Consider the following 23,672-nt stretch of genomic DNA (forward strand, 5'->3'; position numbering starts at 1 on the left):
TTTCATTACGCTCAATCATAAAGCTCGCTCATAAGTCGTGGACTTACATATAAATATCAACAATGGTACGGTCCGAAGTACGCAGTTGTCTGAACTCATCCAGCGAGATGCAAACCCCGCCCCGACGATAACGGTTCGCCGTAACTTCGGTGCGGATATCCTTGCCGTTCACAGTTACGCGGTTAACCGATCCTTCGTTCAGATGATAGATAAATGTTACCGGTTCGCCTGCATATTCAAACTCGAATTGCATGCCGTCTAGCTCTGCTGGCAGGACAGGGTCAATGACCAGATCTCCACCTTCCTGACGGATACCGAGTGCATTGGAGATCAGCTGGTTCATGTAGATCCCCGGGCCGCTGGAGTAGATTCTCCATCCACCCTTCACCGGCACGGTACCTTTGCGTAATTGATCAAAATGCTCCTGCGCCTCATAACGCGTGTTGAATTTGCCGTCGGAACTGCTGAAGTACGCATTGGCCTGACGGATCTCTGCGTTAGGCACAACCTCACCGATTCCAACCGGATTGATCATCGCGAGTCCATTCCATACCTGATCGGTCTTACCGAGTTTGGCCATCGCTTCCACATAACGAATATGGGCGTGTACGTACTGCAACCCGATCTCGCGTCCGAAGTTGGATGCCTGTTCTGCCCGCTTGAAGTGGCTGCTTACACCGCCGGCATACTGAGCCGGACGATTCATCAAGCGCACGCCATCCGGGCACAGGAAATGCTCGCGAATCAGTGCATAATGCGATTCAGCTTGTTCTGCCGTAAGCAATTCACCGATCATGCTGCGTGTCATAGGCAGCAAGCGATACTGAATGCCTGTCTCTATATCGGTCGGATGCAGCATCAGCTTCGCCTGATCCGCGTCCTCCATGTACACAAAGCCCGGAATAACATCGGTTCCCAGCATGTAACGGTTGAAGTCTTCACGGATACCCTGAGCCAGAGCTTCAAGCTCCTCAGCGAAGGAAGCATCCTTGTATTTCAAAGCCTGTGACAGCACGTTGACGGATTGATACGTCAGAGCTACCGTCCAGCTGCTCACCATAAACTGCTTGAGCTGTGCATTGGCTGGTTGCAGGGTATCGTCCCAGTCCCCATCGCCATAGGAAGACAGGAACGTATCGTGCAGGAAGTGCGAACGAATGTATTCGATCTCTTTCTTCGCATGATCCAGCACCGTTGCTGTGTCTTCTGTGAATCCGAAGCTGTGTTTGACGGTGTAAGGCACCTTCTCATCCAGAATCGCATAGTCGCGCGTCGCCGTCAGATAGTCTGCCAGCACTTTCAGCGGCCAGACGATGATATCGCCGTGACTCTCTTCCTGCTGGATGGCAAAGTATTTATCAAACATGAACCATTGCGGCCAGTTGCCGTCATCCTCGTATTGGTGCGTGTAGACCATTTTGATGATGTCGCGTACCTGCTCGTATTTTTGAGTCGCCATGAAGTATTCAACCGGACCCTGACATACGTCCCGTGTACCCCATGCTGCGCCGCCGTATTGCTCAAGACCATGAGGCACGGAATAGTGAACCAGCATGTTGTGTGTATACCACCAGGCCAAGGCATTCACTTTGAACAGATCCTCAGCACTCTGACCTTCCCCGCGGGACAAACGGAAGCCATTCATTACACCCGCGAAGAATTCGCGATAAGCCTGTACTTCCTCTTCAAATGTAAGAGTCGATCCGGTTTCATTAGCTTGGCCTTCAAGTACGCCCTGAACCTTAAGTGTCCACTCTGCGCTCTCCTCCAGGCTGAGCGTAACCAGCGAAGCAGATCCACTGCGGATACCGCTTGTGAGCAGCGTTTCGTCGCCTGCGTTCATCGAAGCACCCTCTACAGACAAGCGATATTGCAAGTCAGGATAGGTACCGGCACTGATTGCTTTTGGATCTGCCTTGAAAATCAATGTATTGCCATCCTGCGCCATATGCAGCGGATATTCGTATTCGTTCACATTCATTGTGATCTGGTTGGTTACCAGATAGCGATAGGCTGTGCCGCTTGCAGAACGAACATTCATACGTACTTCGGTTGTATGTGCCCCTGTATAATTCGTCACGATGAGTGTATCGGATTCGGTTTTGTACATCCAGCGTACATAGTTAAAGCCAATCTCGAACAGTGACGGCATCGTCAGCAGACGATATTTGCCGTCCATCTCCACGTAGATGCGTTGTCCGGCAGTCTTCGGCACGTTCAGCGCATTGCGGGCGTTACTGATCATTTTGTTAAAATTGGTGTTGCCGATAACCAGCTGCGAGTTGAAAATACCGTACATATAAGACGTTGTCGTAATAACCTGTGCTCCAAGCTCCACGTTGCCACCGCTCATCAGGATATGACCGTGAGGACGCTCCACCAGCAGTTCCTTGGCTTTCAGCACGATATGTTCGTAACTGCCTGTGAAGAAGGACAGGAGCGAATCCTCGTTGCGCTCTTCCTGATGACGGTCAGGGAACAGCTCCTTGATCTCTTCTTCCGTCATGTCCAGTGCCACGAGCGGCTCGCCCAGGCTCGATGACAACTTCACTTGTTCGAGCGTTTCACCGTACTGAACTTCGAGTTTCTGTACAGCGTCCCATGCCGCAGACACTTCATCTGCATATTCCAATGCGGAGATGCCCTCCGGATGATCGGGCTTCGCCAGTCCATAGAAGACAACCTCAGCTTCCCCGTCCAGGTTCAAAAGCTCCGATTGCAGCGCCGTATAGGCGAACTCATATTGATAGGTCTCATTGGCCAGTGTTTTACGGCTCAGACCTTCTGGCTTATTGGTTTCCTTGTAGGAGAGGCCGAAGAATTGGAAGCCGTCTGTAGAATAACCGACTGCTCTAGTCAAAGAACCTTGCTGCATATAAGGGAATGCGCCGCCCTGAGGCTGGTTTTGACGGGAGCATACGACATATCCCTTCGCTCCATCTTCAAAGACAGTATGGTCAATATACTGCGACAGATAGGCCTCATTGCTGCGTACCGCACCTGGATCAGCCAGTCCAACATCCTGTCCGTATACGATATCGACACCGTTATGCTGCCCGTTCAGTTTCACATCCCAGAACCAAACGCCTTGCGATGTTGCAGTGAACACGACCTGATAACCAATGCCTTGTTCCTTGCCTTCCAATGCGATGCTGCCTTCCCAGATCAGCTGATGGCCTGGCTGAGCCTTGCTTGTAATCACCTTACTATTCGAACGTGCACCCAGCAGCGGGAAAGAGCTAATGTTCTCGCCCTCGTGTACCCGCAGGTACAGATTGTTCAGAGATCCATCGATCTGGTTGCTTAGCAGCTGGTTCAGCATGGTTGTACCCGATGTTGCCTGGTACAGGTCCCCGCTGTTCAAAAAGGTAAACGTCAATTCCCCGGCATTCAGCCGAATCGGTTCATTAATCATCGTTGTCATGTCATTCACTCCTCATTTAGTATAAATCGAAACGTTTCGAATCGACCGAAAAAGAATGGGGTTCCTCTGCAAACCGACCTTTTAAAGGCCAATTCGGTTACGAACCCCTAGGTTTCATTTTCACACTGGCTACACCTGAACCGGCAACCATTCCAGAACACGCTTAATCTTCATATCCCAATAACTCCACTCATGGCCACCTGGCTCTTCCTCATAGGTCACCTGTACATCCAGTTCCTTCATCGTATGGCGGAATGTCTGGTTAGCTTCGTACAGAAAATCTTCTGTGCCGCAGCATTGATACAGCTGCGGAAACGCCATCCCCGACGCCGCCATCCTGCGGCTAACAGCCAGCAGATCATCATCGCTGCCCTCAATTCGCTCAGGACTGCCGAAGATGCTCTGCATTTCTGCAGGGGTGAAGTTCCCCTGCCCGCGTACCCTGCCCGCCAGATCGAGTCCGCCTGAGAGGCTGGCTGCGGCAGCGTAGCGTTCCGGAAAACGCAGACCCAGCTTGAATGCACCATACCCGCCCATCGAAACGCCTGTTACAAATGTATCTTCACGGCGGTCCGAGATGGGGAAGAGTGACTTCACGAATGCAGGCAGTTCCTCACTTATATATGTAAAATAAGACCCACCCTGCTGCATATCCATATAGTAGCTTCGTCCAGCCGATGGCATCACAACCGCAATTCCCCTGGCCTCGGCCAAACGTTCAATGGATGAATGCCGTGTCCATTCAGAGTGGTCCGCACCGCGTCCATGCAGCAGATACAGGACAGGCAGTTTCCCATTCCGGCTTGCGCGCAGCGGAGAATGTTCAGGCAATATAAGTGTGATCTCTGTAGACATGCTAAGACTTTCAGCGAACAACTGGCATTGAATCAAAGCCATTTCTTCATCTCCTGTCCAACCAAATTTACGTGATGATCATTAGATGTATTTATCCGAGTAAGGATTCCCCTATGCCCCCGGCACACAAGGAACCCTTACTCATCCAAACGTTGCTTCCTAAGCGGGCTGGATACCCGACTCTGCCTGCACAGCGCGTACAGACTCGCGTTCCACCAACTCAATCGTCAACGTATATGATGGATTCACGGCTTCACCGTTCAGCATCTGGAACAGCAGATGACCTGCAAGTGAGCCGGCCTCGTGCTTCGGCTGCCGCACTGTGGTGAGCGGAGGGCGAACGAATTCGGACAACTGAATGTCATCAAACCCGATGACCGAGATATCATTCGGTACGGATATGCCGCTCTCTTCCAGTGCCTTCAAACCACCTATAGCCATCTCGTCATTCCCGTAAAATACAGCGGTTGGAAGCTCGCCCTGCATAATCATCATTTTGGTTGCACTATGTCCGCCCTCACGTACGAAATTGCCGCTCAGACGCCATTTGGATTTCTCTTCAAGCCCCGCTTCCTGCATGGCTCTCAGATATCCCTGGTAGCGCAGGGCATTATCATAGGAGTTGGATGGACCGCTAATGTAGGCAATCTTCCGATGCCCCTCATTGATAAGGTGACGCGTAGCCAGATATCCACCTTGTTCACCGTCAACCAGAACATTGACCAGATGATCACCCGAAAGATGACGATCCATTACGATAATAGGAAAACGCTGCCCTGCAGATTCCACCAAAATATCATCATGGATATTGTGTGCCAGTACAATGGCACCATCCACTCTCTTTTCCCGCAAAAACCGGACCGCAGTTGAATCACGACCACCCATCGAACTGCACGCAATCAGATCATATCCGTTCGCAAGCGCCACATCCTGGACGCTGCGGATCAACTCCGAGTAATACGGACCCGAAAGATCAGTCAGAATCAACGCAATCGTATTCGTCCGGCTCCGTTTCAGGTCCATGGCAAAGCCGTTTTTGCGGTAATTCAGTTCCCGTGCTGCCTCCAGCACTTTTGCCTTGGTCTTGGCGCTAACCTTGCTGTCCCCGTTTAATGCATAGGAAGCGGTCGAGAGTGCCACACCTGCCAGCTTTGCCACATCCTTAATCGTTGCCATTCCACGCTCGCCCCTTCTAACTTGACCAATTTCATAAGTTATCTACATTTTATACTGTAAATGGTTGTGACAACCACCCAATTCTATACTTTCCCATCGAATGATAGCCGTTTCCACCTAATCGAAACGTTTCGAAGTGTTATCAAAAAAATTTTTCCATGTTCAGCTTCTTTTCCATTGCTTATTCACACCAGCTTTATCTTGGGTCCAATTCGCATCGAGACAAGCCTTTCAATGTAAAACTCAACAGGCAGTTCCTTACAAAGATTGTATGGACATGCTTCTTGGCAAGACATTGAAACGTTTCGACATTTTTATTATAGTCGGTGTTGATAGCGATTTCAACCTCTTTATTCATTTTCACTGAAATAAATGAACTTCATGATCCATGCCACCACATTCAGCAATAATGGTATATACTGCATATTAATTCAACCCAAATAAGGAGACATCCATGTTATGAACTATATGGAGCAAAACGAATACCAACCCCCGCTGTCCGAAGCCAGTCCCGTTCACAAGGTTCCGTCCCTGCCACCGGTGATGTACAGACTGTGTTATTTGGTGCAGTTTCATGACCAAGAGGCCTTCTCCCGCACAGACGAAGACTGGAACAGGCTGCATGTTATTTATGTCATCACATCAGGTCAGGCAAGACTGATCAGCAAGGATCGGAATTTGACGGTAAATTCCGGGTCCGTAGTGGTTCGGCAGGGCGGAACCCTGCTTCAGCATGAACAGACACGCGGCTCTCTATCGCCGGTACAGGGAGTTGCTATAGCTTTTGAAGGCACCGACATTGAATCGCCGTCCTGGCCGTTTGGCGCACCTGCATCCATTGCGAGCCGTGGGATCGCCGAAATTGCATTAGAGCTGGTACTGACCTGTTCCAAAAGTAAGGAGTCCGGCCTATTCAAACCTCACATCCTATTCTATCAGCTGCTTGATGCGTTACGCGATCATTCTGTCCGCTCAAGTCGCAATGAGCATTCATGGCTGGATTTTGTCATCAGACACATTCATGACATGGTTGACCATCCGTTGACACGGGATCAATTGGCGAGAGATGCCAATGTGAGCCCAGAACACTTTTCGCGGGAATTCAAAAAGCATACCGGTCTTACCTTTGTGGAATATGTCACCCGGCTTAGAATCCGGCTGGCACAAGAGCATCTGCTGACTGCCAATCCCACTTTGCAGGAGCTCGCACAGCTGACAGGATACCGGGATATTTTCTATTTAAGCCGCAAATTCAAGCAGATGGTTGGAACAGCGCCAACCCTTTACCGCAAGACAACCAAGAAGATTGTATCCCTTACTTATAATTATACCGCTTCTCTGCTGGCACTGGGCTATATCCCCCACATGGGAGCTGTGGCCTCCTGGATGGAAGATAAACTGGCCCAAAATGGACAACCATCCTTTAAACAGCACTCCGAATATGAACTGGTTACCCGGCTTGATCTGATTGCAGACTCCGGTGCGGATGTCATTATCGGTTACGCTCCGCATTCCAGTACAGATGAACTGCGCCAGATTGCACCAACCATTTTGATGCCTTTCGAGGAAATGGACTGGCAGGAGCAATTCCTTCAGCTTGGCCGGGTTACAGGCCTGGAGAACAATGCCAGGGCACTGCTAAGCCGGTATGATCAGCTTCGGACAGAAGCCAACCTTACGCTCGACTCATGGATCGGCACGAGAGGATCAGCTATATGCATCTTTTGGACTGGCGGAAGCGGGGCCTATGTATATGGCCAAGGCTGGGGCAGGGCCTCGCATATCCTCTATCAGACACTGGGCTTCACTCCGCCAGCACGTATGGAAAAGGACGGCCAGTTACTCACAGGTTATGTACATGTGCCCACTTCAGACATTCACCTCTATGCTGCTGATCACATATTTATGGCTTATCCAACAGATCAAGAGGAGCGAATGGCTTTGGAAACCCTCCTCAGTCAGGGGCATTGGAACAGCCTAAGCGCCGTTCGCAATGGACGGGTATACGAAATTGATGCAGACATGTTTTACGGATTCGATCCACTATCAGTTATCGAACAGCTGCAGGCTATAATGCACAAACTCACATCACAATTGTCCATGGAACAGTAATCATAGTTGTCCATTTACAAATGTCAAATCTTCCTCTATGTTATTAATGAGAATAATAATCATTATTGATTATCACAGGGGGAACTTACCAATGTTTGCCGTCAAAAAACGTTTTTCCGGCTTGCTGCTTATGCTAGCCATCATCATGATCCTGTCTGCCTGCAGCAGCGGTGCAGGTTCCAGCACTGCAGAACAGACTGAGGCAGGTACAAAAGCTACCAACGGGTCGACCGAAACAACTGCAGCATCATCGAACGACTCAGGTACTTCCAGCCATGCAACAAGGATCTATAAATCCCTAAGCGGAAATGTTGAAATCCCGGCTGAACCCCAACGTATTGTTACGGATATGTACGTAAGTGACCTGCTTGCTCTCGGTTTGAAGCCTGTCGGTGCAGTCAAATACTATCTCGACAATCCGTTCTATGCGGATCAGGTTGCAGACGTCGAAAATATCGGTGACCGCGGCTCCGTATCTCTCGAAAAGGTCGTTGAATTGAATCCGGATCTGATCATTACCTACTCAGCTGATGCTGAAGAGATTGAGAAATATCAGAAAATCGCACCTACCGTTGTCATTCCCTACGGCACATTCACCAACGTGCATGACGAAATCCGGGGATTTGGGGAATTGCTGGATAAATCCGAAGAAGCCGAAGCCTGGCTGAAAACGTATGATGAGCACATTGAAGCTGCACGCGCCAAGGTAAAAGCGGTTATTAAACCGGAAGAAACGTTCTCCATTCTCGAAGTATCCGACAAGAGCTACTATGGCTACGGAGATAATTTTGGTCGCGGTGGACAGGCCGTCTATCGTGCATTGGAACTAGCACCGCTCGAGATCACCAAAAAAGAACTGATGGGTGATACACAGTGGAAGGAAATTTCGCGTGAGGTCATTGGGGATTATGCAGGAGATCATATTTTCCTGACCGTGAGTGAGAGTCATGCCAATTACCAAGGTGATTCCATCTGGCAGAACCTGCCGGCTGTGAAGAACAACCAGGTGTACGAGCTACAAGAGGATCGCTACTGGTATTTCGATCCGATCGCAATCCAGGGTCAGGCAGAGGAATTCGCTGATATGATCGTGGAACGTGCGCAGCAAAACCGCAAGTAATAGCATGTATTAAATACATCCAACACGACTGAACGCTGTGTCCGGACAGGCCCTGAAGCCTGCCTGGGCTTTTGCGTTATAGAAGGGAGAAATACATATGCTTCGCCGTTTCATGGCATATTACCGTCCCTACAGGGGACTTTTCATTCTGGATTTCTCTTGCGCTATCGCAGCTGCCCTGCTGGAACTCGTGTTTCCGCTGGCAGTAAATCAGGTGGTGGACAAGCTGCTCCCTGAGGGCAACTGGTCCATGATTCTAACCGCATGTGCCGCTTTGCTCGGCATCTATCTACTCAGTTCCTTTTTCCATTTTGCAGTCACGTATTGGGGGCATAAACTGGGTATTAACATTGAGTCCGATATGCGGAGAGAACTATTCACACGTGTACAGAAACAGTCCTTCCGCTTCTTCGACAATAACAAGACAGGCCACCTTGTTTCTCGTATGACCAACGATCTGATGGATATCGGAGAGATCGCGCACCACGGGCCGGAGGATCTATTCATTGCCCTGATGACTCTGGCAGGTGCCTTCGGTATCATGCTCAGCATCAATTGGCAGCTCGCCGTACTGACCTTCATCATCGTGCCGCTGATGATTTACCTTTCCCTATATTTCAGCCGCAAGATGTCCAAAGCCTTCAAACGCATGTTTGCCGATATTGCAGACTATAATGCACGGGTAGAGAACAATGTCAGCGGAATCCGTGTAGTACAGGCTTTTGCCAATGAAAATCATGAAATCGGTCGTTTTACTGAAAACAATGAACGTTTCCGCCTCACCAAACTGATCACCTACCGCATCATGGCGTGGAACTCCTCGCTTAGCTTTATTTTGATGAAATTCGTCTCGCTGTTTGTGCTCGTCTGCGGAACATGGTTTGTCATTCAAGGAAGTATGACCTACGGGGAATTTATCGCCTTCGTGATGCTGTCGAATATATTCCTGGGTCCGATCAAACAGATTAACTCTGTCATCGAAACCTATCCTAAAGGCATTGCTGGTTTCAAGCGGTACCTGGAACTGCTGGAAGCTGTACCCGACGTGGAAGACACACCGCAGGCCAAACCAATTACAAGCGTAAGCGGAGATATCGCTTTCCATAATGTTAGTTTTTCCTATGGTGAACATAAACCTACACTGGACCAGGTCAACCTGGAGATTCAAGCCGGGCAGACCGTTGCACTGGTTGGGCCCTCCGGAGCGGGCAAATCCACGCTGTGCAGCCTGATCCCGCGATTCTATGATGTGGATGCAGGCTATATCACCATTGATGGCATTCCAGTGAAGGACATGACGCTGGAATCACTGCGCTCCAATATCGGCATTGTACAGCAGGACATATTCCTGTTTGACGGCACCATTCGTGAAAATATTGCCTACGGCAAATTGAATGCATCGGATGAGGAAATCTGGGAAGCTATCCGCCGGGCACAGTTGGAAGAGCTCGTGCGGGCACAGCCCGAAGGACTCGGCACCATGATCGGCGAACGGGGCGTGAAATTGTCCGGCGGACAGAAACAGCGTCTGTCCATCGCGCGCATGATTCTGAAAAATCCGCCCATCCTTATTCTTGATGAAGCAACTTCGGCTCTGGATACCCAAACAGAAGCCGCGATTCAGCTCGCACTGTCCGAGCTGGCTCAGGGACGTACAACGCTCGTTATTGCGCACCGACTGGCAACCATCCGGCACGCGGACCGCATTATTGTCGTCGAGAACGGTGGCGTAGCCAAACAGGGCAGCCATGATGAACTTCTCGAACGTGAAGGCTCCTACAGCCGGCTGCATCAAGCGCAATTTGGATAAAGATGTTCCTGTTCAAGCACAAATCCCCTTCCCCCTGACTGAACAGAGGAAGGGGATTTTACTATTTCAGAGTGTGCCGCGCTCACCCTGAACGGGCTTATTTTTTTACAACATGGATAAAATGAATGGTTTCGAAAGCAGTCAGTTCATCTGTACGATTGTTGAAGTATCGCTCCTGGATATCATCTGGCGTCAGATGCTCATAAATGAGAAGCCCTGCCTCCGCCATCAGGTGTTCGATCTCGTGATACGCGAAACTGGATTGCATTGGCTCGCCGGAGGACACAGCCAGCTTCAACATGTTCTCTACCCGATTAAACATCCCTTTCTCTTCAAAGAGTCGTTCATCTGCGTAGTCCAGCACCATTGAGCTTCCGGATGGAAGGTTGACAAAAGCCTGCCGCACAAGATTGACCAATACCTCTTTGGACAGGTAATACGAAACGCCAAGCAGGCTAAAGATCGTTTTCTGATGTTTGAAACCTCTGATGGTCATATGTTCATAAGCAAACCCGTGCGCGAAATCCATTGGAATCAATTGCAGGTTGCTTGGGATTGACAGGTTGGCCGAACTCAGCCTATCGATCTTAAACTGCTGCGTAGCCGGATGGTCAACTTCAAAGATATTCAGCCTGTCGCTCAGTTCCGGGGTTCTTAATGCAAAGGTATCCATTCCGGCTCCCAGAATGACATATTGTCTGGCCCCCAGCTTGACTTCATGGAGCACTACCTGCTCGCAATAGGCTGCCCTCGACAAAGCAATGGGAGACAGCTGAACATGGGTGATCCACCTCAATATTTTATCGGGGTCCTCCTTCACCATATCGGCCATTTCGGGATTGAAAAAATGAATGCCCTGCACCATTTGCTCCCGAATCTGTTCAAACTCCTGTGGAGAAATCAGAGCCTTGGCTATGTGGTCATCGAAAATCAAAGGTGAGTCATACTGACTGTGATAGGCGCGGCCAAAGGCCGAGATCAAAGACGTAATGCTGGATTCATTTGGCTTCATATTTATCTCCCCGCATAACAAAATAAGGTCCCCCTGGCCAGGAGAACCTTAGTATATACGGAATCAATCAATATGTAAATTATAGCATAAAAATACAATTTTGTCAATCATAATTTTGCGGAACATACAGACACGCTGGATGGATTTTCTGCTCGCCCAACATGTCTGCTTCAATGTTACTCCCACCTAGCAGACTCTAGGTATCCAAACCATATTCCTTCACCTCGCGGTGGCGATTCAGCACGGCATGAAGTGCAAAACCGAGCAGTGCCACTCCGGCCATCGCCGTTGCCAGCCAGGCTACGGAAATCAGACCCTGATTATCATACATCACACCCATCACATAAGGGCCGATGACACGACCAATCGATCCAATGCCGCCGGATACTCCAATGTAAAATGGCGCAGCTCTGCCTGCATGATCGGATATGAAGGCAGGGGTGGCAGGTGAGATCAGCATCTCTCCAAAGGTCGCCAGCACCATCGCAAGTACCATCCCCGGATAGCTGTACATGGTAATCATGACGATATAAGCCAATCCATAAAATATTGCACTTGCTGCCATCTGTGCAGTGGAGGTACGGGCCATGGTGCGTTTAACCCAGCTCGTGAACGGCTGGCCCACGAAGATCAGAACCCCGTTAAGTGTCCAGAGCAGGCCGTACATTCGCTTTTCCATACCTTCGGAGATGATATGCGGCGATACGCCTGTGTTCCAGATCGAATTGCCAAACAGGATGAACAATACCCCCAGGCTCATAAATAGGTATAACCTGGTGTTGCCGAGCAACGCCCAGATCCCGGGCCCATTCTGGACCGTTTTGCGTTTCGTCAGATGTACTTCTCCCTGATCGGGATCCACCCGCGACAGATAGTACCAGAAGAAGACTGCAAACCCGGCAGAGGTCACTCCGTTTAATACAAAGCTGAGGTGATAGGAAAAGTCAGCCAAGAAACCGCTGAGCGCCGTCCCAATCGCTACACCGATATTGTTCGCTACATAAATAATATTGAACAGCTCTCCCCGCCGCTCTGCAAACCGAAAGCCAATAAAGGCCTGAATGGCAGGCAGTGACAACGAACTAAACAAGCCGATCCAGCCCATGGCACAGATAAATACGACCCAATACGCACTAATCCAGGGAAGGGCAAACAGCCCAAGTGCATTGAGGGCAAGCGAACCAATGATCAGCTTCTTCACGCCGACTCTATGATATAATGCACCACCGAGCAGTTGGCCGAAAATGCCACCGAGCGACTGGATCAGAATGACGAATCCCGCGTTAGCCATCGTCCGTCCGAGTTCATCAAATACATACATCGTGGTCAGCGGCCACATCAGGGCACTACCTGTAGCGTTAACCAGACTTGCCAGCAAAAATACTTTGACTTCTTTTGGATATGCATCCAACCATCTCATCATCTTCATTCATTCTCCTTAATACCATAAACGAGCAAAACAAACCTCCACTCAAGGCGGCTTAAACTACCTGAGCGGAGGCCATTCGTATATTTAACATTGCCTTTTACATTTGCTTCAAGGTTTATCCCTTGTTCATCTTACCTGAAAAGCTCCAATCTGCAAGCACACTCATTGACGCTTCACTTCGACAGTGGCGGAGAAGAACGTTGCCCCATTGCCCATGTCCGACAGCCGACCCGATGTGAGTGAATTCACCCGCTGTTTCCGTCCGCTTCCGTCCCACCACAGGCCTTGGCTGATCACCGTACCCGGCAGCATGGATTCGCTCACCTTGGCAGTAAGTTCGATCCGCCCCCGGTCATTCCATACGAGCACGGCATCGCCATCTTCAATGTTTCTGTGAGCTGCATCCTCCGGATGAATCTGCAGCATGGGCATCTTCTCCATACGTTGATGCTTCTCCGTATTGGCAAAGGAAGAATTCAGGAAGTTGTGATTCGGTGGCGACAGGAACATAAGCGGATGCGCGTCATCAGGTCCAGCTGGATGCTCTCCGTCATACCCTTCAACCAGAGCACGGTATGTTGGTAGTGGCGGAAGGCCTCTCTCTGCCATCGTTTCGGAATACAGCTCGATCTTCCCGGATGGTGTAGGCAGCTGTTCCAGGAACGAATCATGTGATGACATGTCCAGTTTCACAAAACGGTGCTCCTGAAGAGCCTCCAGCGTCACTCCGTTCATATAAGGATTGCCTGTATCCGCCAAGGCGTCCGCAATCATCTGTTCCGGCGTTTCACCGAAAATCTCAGGATCATATCCCATGGCCTGCCCCAGCAGCGAAAACAGTTCCACATTGCTCTTGCTCTCGCCAATCGGGGCAATGACCGGTTCTTGCAGCTGTACATACTGATGCCAGTAGGACGTATACAGATCTGTCGTTTCGAACGAAGACTTGGCCGGCAGCACAATGTCTGCATATTTTGCCGTATCCGTCAGGAACAGGTCATGCACAACGGTAAACAAATCTTCCCGTGCAAAGCCTCGCTCCACCCGCTCAGTATCCGGCGCCACCACAAGCGGATTGCTGCAATAGACCATCAATGCACGAATCGGCTGCTCTGCTTCCAGCAATGCTTCGCCAATCCGGTTCATGTTTACAACCCGTGCTTCCGGATTACTGCGAAGCTTCGGACGCTCCAGCGCGTCGCTATTGGTGCTCGCATAGCTGTTGGTGCGCACGGCCCCACCGCCTCGCTTCAGCCATTGTCCCGTGATGGCAGGTAGACACGCTATGCTACGCACATTCATGCCTCCGTTGTCATGATGCTGGAGGCCGTTGCCGATGTGAATATGTGCGGCCTGTGCTTTTCCGTATAGCTCAGCCAGCTTCACGATATCTGCCTCCGGTACACCCGTAATGCGCGCAACGCGCTCAGGGGTGTAGTCACGGACATGATCACGCAGTGCTTCATGGCCCACAGTATACTTTTGCATAAAGGCTTCGTCCGTCAAGCCCCGATCAAACAGTACATTCATTAATCCCAGCGCGAGTGCGCTGTCTGTACCCGGGTAGAGCGGAATAAACCAGTCTCCCCATTGTGCTGTACGATTCCGGTGAACATCAATGACGACAATCTGGGCACCCTTTTTGCGGGCCTTCTCAGCCAGGACAACCTGATGCATGTTGGTACTGACAATGTTGCCTCCCCAGACCAAAATAAGGTCCGAATGCTCGGTATCTTCGGGCAGGGTTCCCCGATTGGCGCCCATCGTATATTTCCATCCGGTATTCCCGGCCGCATTGCAGATCGTTTGCTCCAGCATACTTGCACCAAGCGCATTGAAGAAACGACGATCCATGCCATCTACCCCAAGGATACCCATGTTGCCGTAAAAGCTGTATGGCAGGATGCTCTCGGAGCCGTACATCTCGGATATTGATTTGAATTTTCCCGTAATCTCATTTATGGCTTCATCCCAGCTTATGCGCTCGAACTTGCCCTCACCTTTTGCACCGATACGTCGCATCGGATATTGCAGCCGCTCGGGATGATATACCCGCTCTGCCATGTTCCTGACTTTGTTGCAGATGGCACCTTTCGTAATCGGATGGTCAGGATTACCCGCCACCTTCACGATTTTACCGTTCTCTTTATGAAGCAGCAGGCCGCAAGTATCCGGGCAGTCAAGCGGGCAAACCGCCGGGAACACGCCATTCTCCTGATCGATCATATGTACAAGTCCTCCCCATCTAAAACTATCCTTACATCATATAATTTTGGAGGTAATGACGTAAAGAGAACAGTCATGTTCTCCGAGCTTCAGGCTTGATGCTTTTATTCTAAAAAAAGTTTTGGCCCCATGATTCATCTCCTAAATTCAGGGGTAAATTAAAAACAAGGCATTAGGTTAGTGTTTCCCCACTTCCTCCTCATGCCATATCATGGACCACTCCCGAAATTCGCCATGGACAGGTTTCGTTCCCCCGAACCTTGTCATGGCGAATTTATTTTATCTGCATATTCAAAAAGCGATCCCCTGCTCGCCACCCACGGCAAAACGTACACCGTAGTTTCGGAACGATATGAGATCGCTACTATATATATTCAGTCGAGATGATGCAATTATGCCTGTTTGCTCCACATCGGTCTGGCTTCCGGCTCTACCGTCTGGACAACCGCTTTGACTTCGGGTTCGGTCTTGCGCAGGTACACCATCCAGTAGGCAGCCGCAACGAACAATGCGCCTCCCGTCAGATTACCGAGCCATACCGGGATAAAGTTCATAATGTACTGCCCCCATGAGTAATGTCCTTCGAAGATGGCAGCCGGAATAAGAAACATATTGGCAACCACGTGCTGGAATCCAATGGCGACAAAGGCCATTGTCGGAAACCAGATGCCGAGTACCTTGCCACTCATCGTATCCGAAGCGTAAGACAACCACACTGCCAAGGCTACCAGCCAGTTACATCCGATTCCGGATATAAACGCCTGTAGAAAGCCGTCATGCAGCTTGTGTCCTGCCATATCCACAACCTTGGTCAGATACACCCCTTCTCCTGTGAGACCAAGCACATGCCCAAATGCATATGCCACGAACAGTGCACCCAAGAAGTTGCCGATCGTAACCAAAGTAAGATTTTTCAGCATGCTGCCTACGGACAATTTACGGGCCAGCGTGGCGAGTGGTACTGCCATCATATTGCCTGTCAGCAGTTCTCCCCCACCGATCAATACCATGATCAAGCCTACGGGGAACACCGCTGCGCCGATCAGGTTGACCAAGCTGCCCCATTCTGCCGGTGCGGAAGCAATCACGCGAATATCCAGCAGAAACCCAAGCGCAATAAATGCCCCTGCCAGAAAACTGAGAACAAGCACAGAAGACGTCTGATTCTGTCCTTTCTTCATCCCTGTGTTCACCGTATATTGTGCAACCTCAAGAGGTGTTTTAGCCGCCATGCCATCCTCTCCTTCACTGTTGATGAACGAAATCAGCTTACATCGTTGATATGTTCATTGTATCGCGAAGGGCTCGGCAGGTTTGTTACTTTTATCACAAAGTCCTAAAAGTCCCCTTTTTCCAGCTTCCGTGCTCTCTTGCTTGAGTGCAGCTGGTTGGTTACTTATTCTGTTCCCAGGTTATGATGTTCACCAAAAATTTGCTGCAAATGGTGCTTCAGATGCTGGACGTAATCTTGTGCCAGCCATTCCATCGTAACCACACTTCCATCAGGTAGAATGCACGTTGGTGATTCCCCTGTCTCCGGCATGCTGGATAGAACACGAATGATGGACTGATTCAGACTGATCCAGAGACTTAACACCTCTTCACTTGGTGCGCTGATGTACTGTTGGCTCTCTACCCATAGGTCTTGATGATAGGGCGTTATAGACAATGGTTCGGTCTGATGCTGCATTTGGACAAACCTGCTTACATTATGAAGAGCCGAATCGCATAAATGTCCAAGAATCTGAAGACGGGACCATTTTCCTTCCATGCGTGGCTGCACAAGATCATTTGGATTCAATGCAAGAAACGAGCGAGGTACGGATTGTAGCAGAACTTTGAGCTCGGATACTGTAGTTGTAAGCATGTTGTGAACCTCTCCTTCATGTTCATATCTATTGCGGTATGACCTCTAAACTGTTGTTAATATAGCACCAATTCCCAGAACCAACTACATCAAATTATATAAAAAAACTGCCGCATTTCTGCGGCAGTTCTCGGATTCATTATTTAAACCATCGCTGGTGCTTTCACTTTCACATCCACTGGAGGCAGAGCCTGAAGGCCAGCCGAGTTCAGGAAGTTCCACGGTTTGTTGTAATGCGGTTGGAAGAAGAAGTCGATGAAGGCGAGCTCATCTACAGTCATGTTGTTCTGGATACAAACCGAGATCGTATTGATCGACTGCGTTAGATCCACCTTGGACATCACTTGTGCCCCGACAATTCGCCGTGTGGCCTGTTCGTAAATGACTTTGAGCAGCAATTTCTCCGCCGTCGGCATGAACTCTGGACGATAAGCATCTTCCAGCGTCACAGCTTCCACCACCAGACCGTCATCTGCAGCCGATGTTTCCGTCAGGCCCGTACCCGCAATATTCTGGTCGTAAATTTTAATTCCCGATGTACCCTGCGTACCCATGTAAGGGGTCGTAGGACGAACCAGGTTACGAGCTACCAGTGTACCCATTCTTACGGCATTGGTCGCGAGTGGAATGTAAGATGCCTTGCCTGTTGGATTATAGTGAATGGCACAGCTGTCACCAGCAGCGAACACGTCTTTTTGGCTCGTTTGCATATATTTATCCACAATAATTGCACCGTTCGGCAGCATATCCACCTGGCCTTTGAGCAATTCAGTATTTGGACGGAAACCGATACACAGGATCACGAGGTCCGTCTCAAATTCACCTTTGGACGTAATCACCTTCGTTACTTTGCCATTCTCTCCGGTGAACTTCTGTACGGTTTGACCCAGTGCGAGCTTGATCCCGCGTCCAGTCAGTGTGTCCTCAATGGCATCTGTAAACTCAGGGTCCAGATATTTATTGAGAATCCGATCCACACTATCGATCAAGGTGACTTCCTTGCCGTTCATTTGGAACGCTTCAACCAGCTCAACACCGATATACCCTGCTCCAACAACGGTAACGCGTTTAGCGTCTTTGGCTTTTTCGATGATGGTATTGGAGTGGTTGTAGTTCTTGCAAAGCAAGATGTTCTCCATCTCGATTCCCTCAAGTTTAGGAACTACCGGCCATGATCCTGTCGTCACAATGAGCTTGTCGAACGTGTCTTCGAATTCTTCCCCCGTTTTCAGGTTTTTAGCCTGAAGTTTATGATTTGCCGCATCCACTGCCGTAACCTCATGCAGCATCTTGGTGACTACGCCCAGCTCAGCCAGCTGGTTTGGCGAAGAGTAGAACAATCCATCCGGATCCTTCACGACCCCACCGACATAAAGGGCAATACCGCAAGACAGGAAGGAAATGTTGTCATTCCGCTCATAAACTGTGATGGTAGCGTCCGGATACAATTTGGCGGTATTCACGATGGCTGCGGTTCCTGCATGTGTACATCCGATAACTGCGATTTTCATAATAAAGGTCCCCCTTGGAGTTATAAAATATAAACCGTGCTTCATTTATCAGTTTGTTGCGCTTGATTCCATAAAAATTTAAAGCGATTATGGTTCAACTTACTTGTGAATATATTCACTAATCAAACTAAACGTTTTTGTGAAAATATTCACTACTAACTCAATGTCTTTGTGATTTATTTCACTTCATGCACTCATTATAATGTGATCTTTTTCACATTACAAGTGTTTTCTTAAAAATAATTAAAAAATATGATATCGCCCCTGCGGACGACCCGTTGCTCCTACCTCTAAGACCTATTGTCCCCTGACCCGTACCTGTTTATGCTATCGAAAACTTTTGGAGAAAACAGGCCTTCATGATCGCTGGATATTAGACTGGCGGTCGATCTCTGAGTTAAAACAAATATAAAATTTATAGCTTACGGTTGATTTTTATATTGGAAAGCGCTTACAATAGTTTTGAACCTTTATTTGGATTTTATATGTATACACTACCAATTTCTGTTGGGAGGCGTTCATTTGAAGAAACGTTCAGTCTCTGTTTCATTAAGTCTTGTTCCTGTCACTGCGATTATCGCCATGTTGACTGCAGACATAGCCAGACCCGTGGTTGCTTTTGCCGATTCCCCGCCCGTCACCATTAAAACCGAAGTGCTATCCTCCAAAAACTCCACAGGAGTTGATGTATCTTCACTGCTGAATAAGTTCAGGGATTACAGCGTTTTCTCTACGGGCGACCTAACCAAGGACACCGCATATGCGCTGAACATTGTATCCTGGCAGCTGCCGCATGGCGGATTCTTCAAAGCCATGGAGGAGAAGTACAAGTCTTCATGGGACGGGGTAACGCCGCGTTCGGAATGGAAGGACCCCAAAGGCGTAGAACTCGGTACGTTTGATAATGATGCAACCACAACAGAGATCCGCTTCCTGGCTGATATGTATGAAAAAACGGGTAACCCCCTCTTCCGGGACAGTGTCCGTAAAGCGGTGGATTTTATCCTGGTCTCCCAATATCCATCAGGCGGATGGCCTCAGGTCTATCCACAGCGGAGCAATTACTCCGACAGCGTTACGTATAATGACAATGCCATGGTTCGAACCATGGTGCTCTTGGATGATATCATTGAGAAGCGTAAAGGCTTTAACAACGATATTTTAAGTGAGGATACACGGTCGAAACTGACGGCAGCCCTGGATCAAGGGATTGCGTACACACTGAAAGCTCAAATTAAAAACGGCGGCTTGCCTACAGTTTGGGGTGCCCAGCATGACCCAGTAACCTATGCGCCTGTATCCGGCAGAGCCTATGAACTGCCCTCCAAATCAGGGTCCGAATCCGTAGCCATCACGGCTTTCCTCATGTCCAGGCCACAGACACCCGAGATTGAACGAGCAGCCAAGAGCGCCCTCCGCTGGTTTGATCAGGTCCGAGAGGATGGAACCAAATATAATCGTCAGGGTCCCGTGTATTTCGAGCCTGACCCGTCCAGTGTGATCTGGCACCGTTTCTACAATGTAGATGAAGATGTCCCCTTCTACGCAGACCGCGATGGCAAGAAGTATATGGATATTATGGACATCAGCGAAGAGAGGCGGAACGGCTATTCCTGGGCAGGAAACTATGCCCGTAATCTCCTGCAGCTTGCCTCGGATCAGGGATATTACAATTTAAGCAAACCGCTGCCGTAAAACCTCCTAGTTAAAAAAATAAGCATTAAAAAAGCCTGTCCTCCAACAATGGAGGCAGGCTTGATCTGTTCTATTTCTTTATCCCAGCAGCTTCTCAATCTCTGCAGTCATGGCTTCAGGAGACTCTTTGGGTTCAAAACGTCCCACCACTTCACCTTCACGATTAACCAGGAATTTGGTGAAATTCCACTGAATCGTGTCGTCCTCAGCTGCCCCTGGCTGCTGCTCGCGAAGATACTGGAACAATGGATGCGCATCCTCACCGTTCACGTCCACTTTGGCGAATACAGGGAAGTTAACACCATAGTTTACTTGACAGAAGGATTCGGCTTCCTCGCTTGTACCCGGCTCCTGTCCTCCAAACTGATTACAAGGGAAACCCAGTACAACCAGGCCCTGATCGCGGTAACGATCATACAGCTTCTGCAGCTCTCCATATTGCGGAGTCAATCCACATTTGCTGGCCGTATTGGCGATGACAAGTACTTTACCTTGGTACAGATCCAGTGATACTTCCTGATTGGCTGGCGTTACAGCCTGATACGAATATACGGACATGACTGATTCCTCCCATGATCGATTTTGGTTTTTGGACAGCTGTCATTTCATTACCTTGCAACTTCACAACGTAATACAGCGCCTGTCTCCATATTATAAACCTGTGCTAACCAATTACCAAGTTCATCCTCAGGTCCTTTTGCATGTTATCCGGACTTAGCTGCCCGAATGTCATCATAACGTTTCTGCCGCTCGGCCTTACTGAGTTTGGGACAGCTGTAACAGTAATTTTGGCCTCCGTACACCTGGTGATGCAGGCAGCATACCGGCTTCATCAGCATGGTCTCTCCCGGTTGATGAGGATTATCAATCTCTATCGGCTTGAAAGATAACAGATTCTTCTTCAATCCCAGCAGACTGGCAGGCAGAGCAATCACATGCTCATAGCCTTCAATCACCGCTTGGCGCTCAACTTCTTCAATATTCATTTGCAATGCTGTCGTCTTATACCAGCGGAGCATGGAGGCAAGCTGTGACCACATCTGACCAAGGCTCACTTCTCCGGCAGAGGCAAGCCCTTCGATTAAGGGACGAAGCTGCTCCGTGTAGTATGAGGTTAGGATATCCTTGCGCCAAGAAGATTTGGCCACATCTGGAGGATTCAATGGTGCAGGGTGAGGATGTTCTGTTCCATCCATGAGTTGAAAACGGAAGGCTGGACGGCCATCCTGCACTTCGAGCTGCAGCTTCATGTTCTCCAGTGACAGATCCAGCCACGTATCACAAAGTGCCGTCATGTAATGAATCCCCAGCATCAACCCACGAACCGAATGCATGAAATACACTGCTGCAGTTCGGACTGTATCTGCCTGAAGATGCTTGTTATATACATCCAGCAGCTCTCTCGCCTTATCCGGATGCTTAAGCTCGGCCATGTGAATCTCCCAGACTGATTCACCGCCCGGTATAGTTGTGATTCTTCCGTATTGCTGTAGCCAGGTATAATTGATTGCTCCCATCTCAGCATACCTCCCATGAATGCGAATGAGCCGCCTGCATCAATGCAAAGCGGCTTCTTCTATAATTCAAGACCACAAATGGTCCAATGTATTAACTTCCTGTTGCAGTACGAACACGTTGTTCGGAGCGTCCAGCGGCATTCATCATGGCTCCGTTCATCACCATCTGTTCTGGCGCTGCCGTTTGTTGGCGTTCACCGGCTAGAGCGTATGGCAGGCAGAGCGGCACACCCGAACGTGGATCAATCACGATATCGGCCTCAATGTTGAACACTTCACGGAGCACGTCACAGTTCATGACTTCTACAGGCGAGCCTGTAGCGATCGCTTTACCCTTTTTAATGCCGATCATGTGATGGGCATAGCGGGAAGCATGATTCAGGTCATGCACAACCATAACGATGGTGCGGTTTGCCGTCGCGTTCAGCATCTCCAGTAATTGCAGAACTTCAAGCTGGTGAGCCATGTCGAGGAACGTTGTCGGCTCGTCCAGGAACAAAATATCTGTTTCTTGTGCGAGAGCCATGGCAATCCAGGCACGTTGACGCTGTCCGCCTGACAATTGATCAATTGGGCGGTCGTGGAACTCCGTCATGCCCGTTACTTCGATGGCCCACTCAATCATGCGTTTGTCTTCAGCACGCATGGAGCCGAATCCTTTTTGATAAGGGAATCTTCCGTAGGATACCAGTTCCGTTACTGTCAGCCCCTCTGGAGCCGTAGGATTCTGCGGCAAAATCGCAAGCTGCTTGGCTACTTCACGGGTGGATTGCTTATGAATGGACTTCCCGTCGAGCAAAACACTACCTGCTTTTGGATTCATGATCCGTGCCATCGTCTTCAGGATGGTTGATTTACCTGAACCATTGGCTCCAACAAGCGCTGTAATTTTTCCTTGGGGAATTTGAATATTCAGATCTTCAACAATCAGTCTTTCCTCATAAGCGATATCCAGCTTGGACGTCTCCAGACGAAACATGCGATCATCCCTCTCTCATTTATCCCGGTTATGTATTCCGGCTATCGATAACGAAAACGAATTTATATGTTCAGCGTATTTCCGGCGCAACAAATCTTCTATAACAAAGATACTGATAATCATTATCATTTGTCAATAAGAAATACCAAACTTCTTGCTTGTTTGGAGCGATTATATAGCAGTTTAGAGGACTTTCCGATCGGAATTCATCTCATTTATATGAGAGCTTTTCTCAACGTATACGTGCAGTTGGTCCCTGTTGGGGATTGTCCAAGAATGATGAATCCAGATTTTGTGTCTGATTTGTGAACTTAAGAAAGAATCTACTCTTCTTTCTGCATCAGAGCTTGGGAAGCACTTAGAATCATCTTCTTCTCGTCCTCATAACCTGACTGTCCGCCCTCAAAATAGGCATGCAGCACAATGTTGGCTTCTGATCCATCCATCTTTTCGAGCTGTGCTTGAGTCAGTGTTATTTCATACGGTTCCGTGTACCAATCCTCATTCGTCAATTCCGTTGTGAGACCTATATTCGTTGTTGTTCTTGGAGGTAAAATCGACTCCCCGTTTGCCTGTATATCCACCATAAACACTTGTTTGGAGTGAGCAATCGTATGGCTCGTATCCCTCCCCATATACTTCATCCCTGAGTGAAACATATACGTGTTCTCACCTGCCGGTTGAACGACCAATCGAAGCAGGTATTCCCCAACTTGTTTCGTTGCGGTCACTGAGCCCCCATCTTCTAACTGAATGTGATCTGGCTGAGCATCCCTGCTTGCATCATTCGAACAACCAAAGAGTACAATGCACATCATCAATATAAAATATGAACGCATTATGGTCCCCTGCTTTCCTTCGGTTTTGGTTTTGGAATTGGCCCCTCTATTGTCAGACACCTCAGGAAACCGGAAAGTTGCATGATTTGTATCATCTCAT

The 23,672-nt window shown here is 49.1% G+C and carries 17 protein-coding genes; 4 read left to right on the top strand and 13 right to left on the bottom strand.

What is annotated here, in order from left to right; translation table 11 throughout:
- Positions 1-43: 43 nt before the first annotated feature.
- The 3 genes from ABGV42_RS28190 to ABGV42_RS28200 all read right to left on the bottom strand — a co-directional run bounded on the left by ABGV42_RS28190 (position 44) and on the right by ABGV42_RS28200 (position 5,455).
- Positions 44-3,424, bottom strand: a complete 3,381-nt coding sequence (locus ABGV42_RS28190; RefSeq protein WP_347384675.1) for a GH36-type glycosyl hydrolase domain-containing protein — start codon at positions 3,422-3,424, stop codon at positions 44-46.
- 129 nt (positions 3,425-3,553) lie between these two features.
- Positions 3,554-4,321: an alpha/beta hydrolase gene (locus tag ABGV42_RS28195; RefSeq protein WP_347384676.1), complete on the bottom strand. Its 768-nt coding sequence runs from the start codon at positions 4,319-4,321 to the stop codon at positions 3,554-3,556.
- A gap of 117 nt (positions 4,322-4,438) precedes the next feature.
- Positions 4,439-5,455: a LacI family DNA-binding transcriptional regulator gene (locus ABGV42_RS28200; RefSeq protein WP_347384677.1), complete on the bottom strand. Its 1,017-nt coding sequence runs from the start codon at positions 5,453-5,455 to the stop codon at positions 4,439-4,441.
- 459 nt (positions 5,456-5,914) lie between these two features.
- Here ABGV42_RS28200 and ABGV42_RS28205 point away from each other — a divergent pair, with 459 nt between their 5' ends.
- The 3 genes from ABGV42_RS28205 (at position 5,915) to ABGV42_RS28215 (ending at position 10,497) form a co-directional block, all read left to right on the top strand.
- Positions 5,915-7,567: a helix-turn-helix domain-containing protein gene (locus ABGV42_RS28205; protein WP_347384678.1), complete on the top strand. Its 1,653-nt coding sequence runs from the start codon at positions 5,915-5,917 to the stop codon at positions 7,565-7,567.
- Between the two features lie 91 nt (positions 7,568-7,658).
- Entirely contained in the window at positions 7,659-8,687 is a 1,029-nt protein-coding gene (locus tag ABGV42_RS28210) for an iron-hydroxamate ABC transporter substrate-binding protein (RefSeq protein WP_347384679.1), read from the top strand.
- Between the two features lie 97 nt (positions 8,688-8,784).
- The gene (locus ABGV42_RS28215; protein ID WP_347384680.1) at positions 8,785-10,497 is read left to right on the top strand and encodes an ABC transporter ATP-binding protein; all 1,713 of its coding nucleotides are present in this window, start codon (positions 8,785-8,787) and stop codon (positions 10,495-10,497) included.
- A gap of 97 nt (positions 10,498-10,594) precedes the next feature.
- Here ABGV42_RS28215 and ABGV42_RS28220 read toward each other — a convergent pair whose 3' ends face one another.
- The 6 genes from ABGV42_RS28220 to ABGV42_RS28245 all read right to left on the bottom strand — a co-directional run bounded on the left by ABGV42_RS28220 (position 10,595) and on the right by ABGV42_RS28245 (position 18,542).
- The gene (locus ABGV42_RS28220; protein WP_347384681.1) at positions 10,595-11,509 is read right to left on the bottom strand and encodes a class I SAM-dependent methyltransferase; all 915 of its coding nucleotides are present in this window, start codon (positions 11,507-11,509) and stop codon (positions 10,595-10,597) included.
- A gap of 196 nt (positions 11,510-11,705) precedes the next feature.
- Positions 11,706-12,929 carry an MFS transporter gene (locus ABGV42_RS28225; protein WP_347385233.1) on the bottom strand — a complete coding sequence of 408 codons (1,224 nt, stop codon included), beginning with the start codon at positions 12,927-12,929 and terminating at the stop codon, positions 11,706-11,708.
- Positions 12,930-13,100: 171 nt separating this feature from the next.
- A complete protein-coding gene (locus ABGV42_RS28230) occupies positions 13,101-15,164 on the bottom strand; it encodes a molybdopterin-containing oxidoreductase family protein (RefSeq protein WP_347384682.1) in 2,064 nt (687 codons plus the stop codon).
- 392 nt (positions 15,165-15,556) lie between these two features.
- Positions 15,557-16,396: a formate/nitrite transporter family protein gene (locus ABGV42_RS28235; RefSeq protein ID WP_347384683.1), complete on the bottom strand. Its 840-nt coding sequence runs from the start codon at positions 16,394-16,396 to the stop codon at positions 15,557-15,559.
- A gap of 164 nt (positions 16,397-16,560) precedes the next feature.
- Complete coding sequence (locus tag ABGV42_RS28240; protein WP_347384684.1) at positions 16,561-17,031, bottom strand: DinB family protein; 471 nt, start codon at positions 17,029-17,031, stop codon at positions 16,561-16,563.
- 143 nt (positions 17,032-17,174) lie between these two features.
- Positions 17,175-18,542, bottom strand: coding sequence for an FAD-dependent oxidoreductase (locus ABGV42_RS28245; RefSeq protein ID WP_347384685.1), 1,368 nt, complete (start codon positions 18,540-18,542; stop codon positions 17,175-17,177).
- A 522-nt stretch (positions 18,543-19,064) separates the two neighbouring features.
- On the opposite strand from ABGV42_RS28245, the gene pelA reads away from it, so the two are divergent.
- Complete coding sequence (gene pelA / locus ABGV42_RS28250; RefSeq protein ID WP_347384686.1) at positions 19,065-20,237, top strand: pectate lyase; 1,173 nt, start codon at positions 19,065-19,067, stop codon at positions 20,235-20,237.
- 78 nt (positions 20,238-20,315) lie between these two features.
- On the opposite strand, the gene ABGV42_RS28255 is transcribed toward pelA, so the two are convergent.
- The 4 genes from ABGV42_RS28255 to ABGV42_RS28270 all read right to left on the bottom strand — a co-directional run bounded on the left by ABGV42_RS28255 (position 20,316) and on the right by ABGV42_RS28270 (position 23,572).
- Positions 20,316-20,795 (bottom strand): glutathione peroxidase, encoded by a 480-nt coding sequence (locus ABGV42_RS28255; RefSeq protein WP_347384687.1) that lies wholly within the window; start codon positions 20,793-20,795, stop codon positions 20,316-20,318.
- A gap of 146 nt (positions 20,796-20,941) precedes the next feature.
- Positions 20,942-21,754, bottom strand: coding sequence for a ferric iron reductase (locus ABGV42_RS28260; RefSeq protein WP_347384688.1), 813 nt, complete (start codon positions 21,752-21,754; stop codon positions 20,942-20,944).
- A gap of 91 nt (positions 21,755-21,845) precedes the next feature.
- Positions 21,846-22,733 carry an ABC transporter ATP-binding protein gene (locus ABGV42_RS28265; protein WP_347384689.1) on the bottom strand — a complete coding sequence of 296 codons (888 nt, stop codon included), beginning with the start codon at positions 22,731-22,733 and terminating at the stop codon, positions 21,846-21,848.
- 323 nt (positions 22,734-23,056) lie between these two features.
- Positions 23,057-23,572, bottom strand: a complete 516-nt coding sequence (locus tag ABGV42_RS28270; protein ID WP_347384690.1) for a hypothetical protein — start codon at positions 23,570-23,572, stop codon at positions 23,057-23,059.
- Positions 23,573-23,672: the final 100 nt, after the last annotated feature.

The organism is Paenibacillus pabuli (assembly GCF_039831995.1).
Taxonomy (GTDB): domain Bacteria; phylum Bacillota; class Bacilli; order Paenibacillales; family Paenibacillaceae; genus Paenibacillus; species Paenibacillus pabuli_C.

Coding starts and splice junctions, on each gene's coding strand:
- ABGV42_RS28190 (WP_347384675.1), bottom strand. CDS start 3,424: ATGACAACGATGATTAATGAACCGATTCGGCTGAATGCCGGGGAATTG.
- ABGV42_RS28195 (WP_347384676.1), bottom strand. CDS start 4,321: ATGGCTTTGATTCAATGCCAGTTGTTCGCTGAAAGTCTTAGCATGTCT.
- ABGV42_RS28200 (WP_347384677.1), bottom strand. CDS start 5,455: ATGGCAACGATTAAGGATGTGGCAAAGCTGGCAGGTGTGGCACTCTCG.
- ABGV42_RS28205 (WP_347384678.1), top strand. CDS start 5,915: ATGAACTATATGGAGCAAAACGAATACCAACCCCCGCTGTCCGAAGCC.
- ABGV42_RS28210 (WP_347384679.1), top strand. CDS start 7,659: ATGTTTGCCGTCAAAAAACGTTTTTCCGGCTTGCTGCTTATGCTAGCC.
- ABGV42_RS28215 (WP_347384680.1), top strand. CDS start 8,785: ATGCTTCGCCGTTTCATGGCATATTACCGTCCCTACAGGGGACTTTTC.
- ABGV42_RS28220 (WP_347384681.1), bottom strand. CDS start 11,509: ATGAAGCCAAATGAATCCAGCATTACGTCTTTGATCTCGGCCTTTGGC.
- ABGV42_RS28225 (WP_347385233.1), bottom strand. CDS start 12,929: ATGAGATGGTTGGATGCATATCCAAAAGAAGTCAAAGTATTTTTGCTG.
- ABGV42_RS28230 (WP_347384682.1), bottom strand. CDS start 15,164: ATGATCGATCAGGAGAATGGCGTGTTCCCGGCGGTTTGCCCGCTTGAC.
- ABGV42_RS28235 (WP_347384683.1), bottom strand. CDS start 16,396: ATGGCGGCTAAAACACCTCTTGAGGTTGCACAATATACGGTGAACACA.
- ABGV42_RS28240 (WP_347384684.1), bottom strand. CDS start 17,031: ATGCTTACAACTACAGTATCCGAGCTCAAAGTTCTGCTACAATCCGTA.
- ABGV42_RS28245 (WP_347384685.1), bottom strand. CDS start 18,542: ATGAAAATCGCAGTTATCGGATGTACACATGCAGGAACCGCAGCCATC.
- ABGV42_RS28255 (WP_347384687.1), bottom strand. CDS start 20,795: ATGTCCGTATATTCGTATCAGGCTGTAACGCCAGCCAATCAGGAAGTA.
- ABGV42_RS28260 (WP_347384688.1), bottom strand. CDS start 21,754: ATGGGAGCAATCAATTATACCTGGCTACAGCAATACGGAAGAATCACA.
- ABGV42_RS28265 (WP_347384689.1), bottom strand. CDS start 22,733: ATGTTTCGTCTGGAGACGTCCAAGCTGGATATCGCTTATGAGGAAAGA.
- ABGV42_RS28270 (WP_347384690.1), bottom strand. CDS start 23,572: ATGCGTTCATATTTTATATTGATGATGTGCATTGTACTCTTTGGTTGT.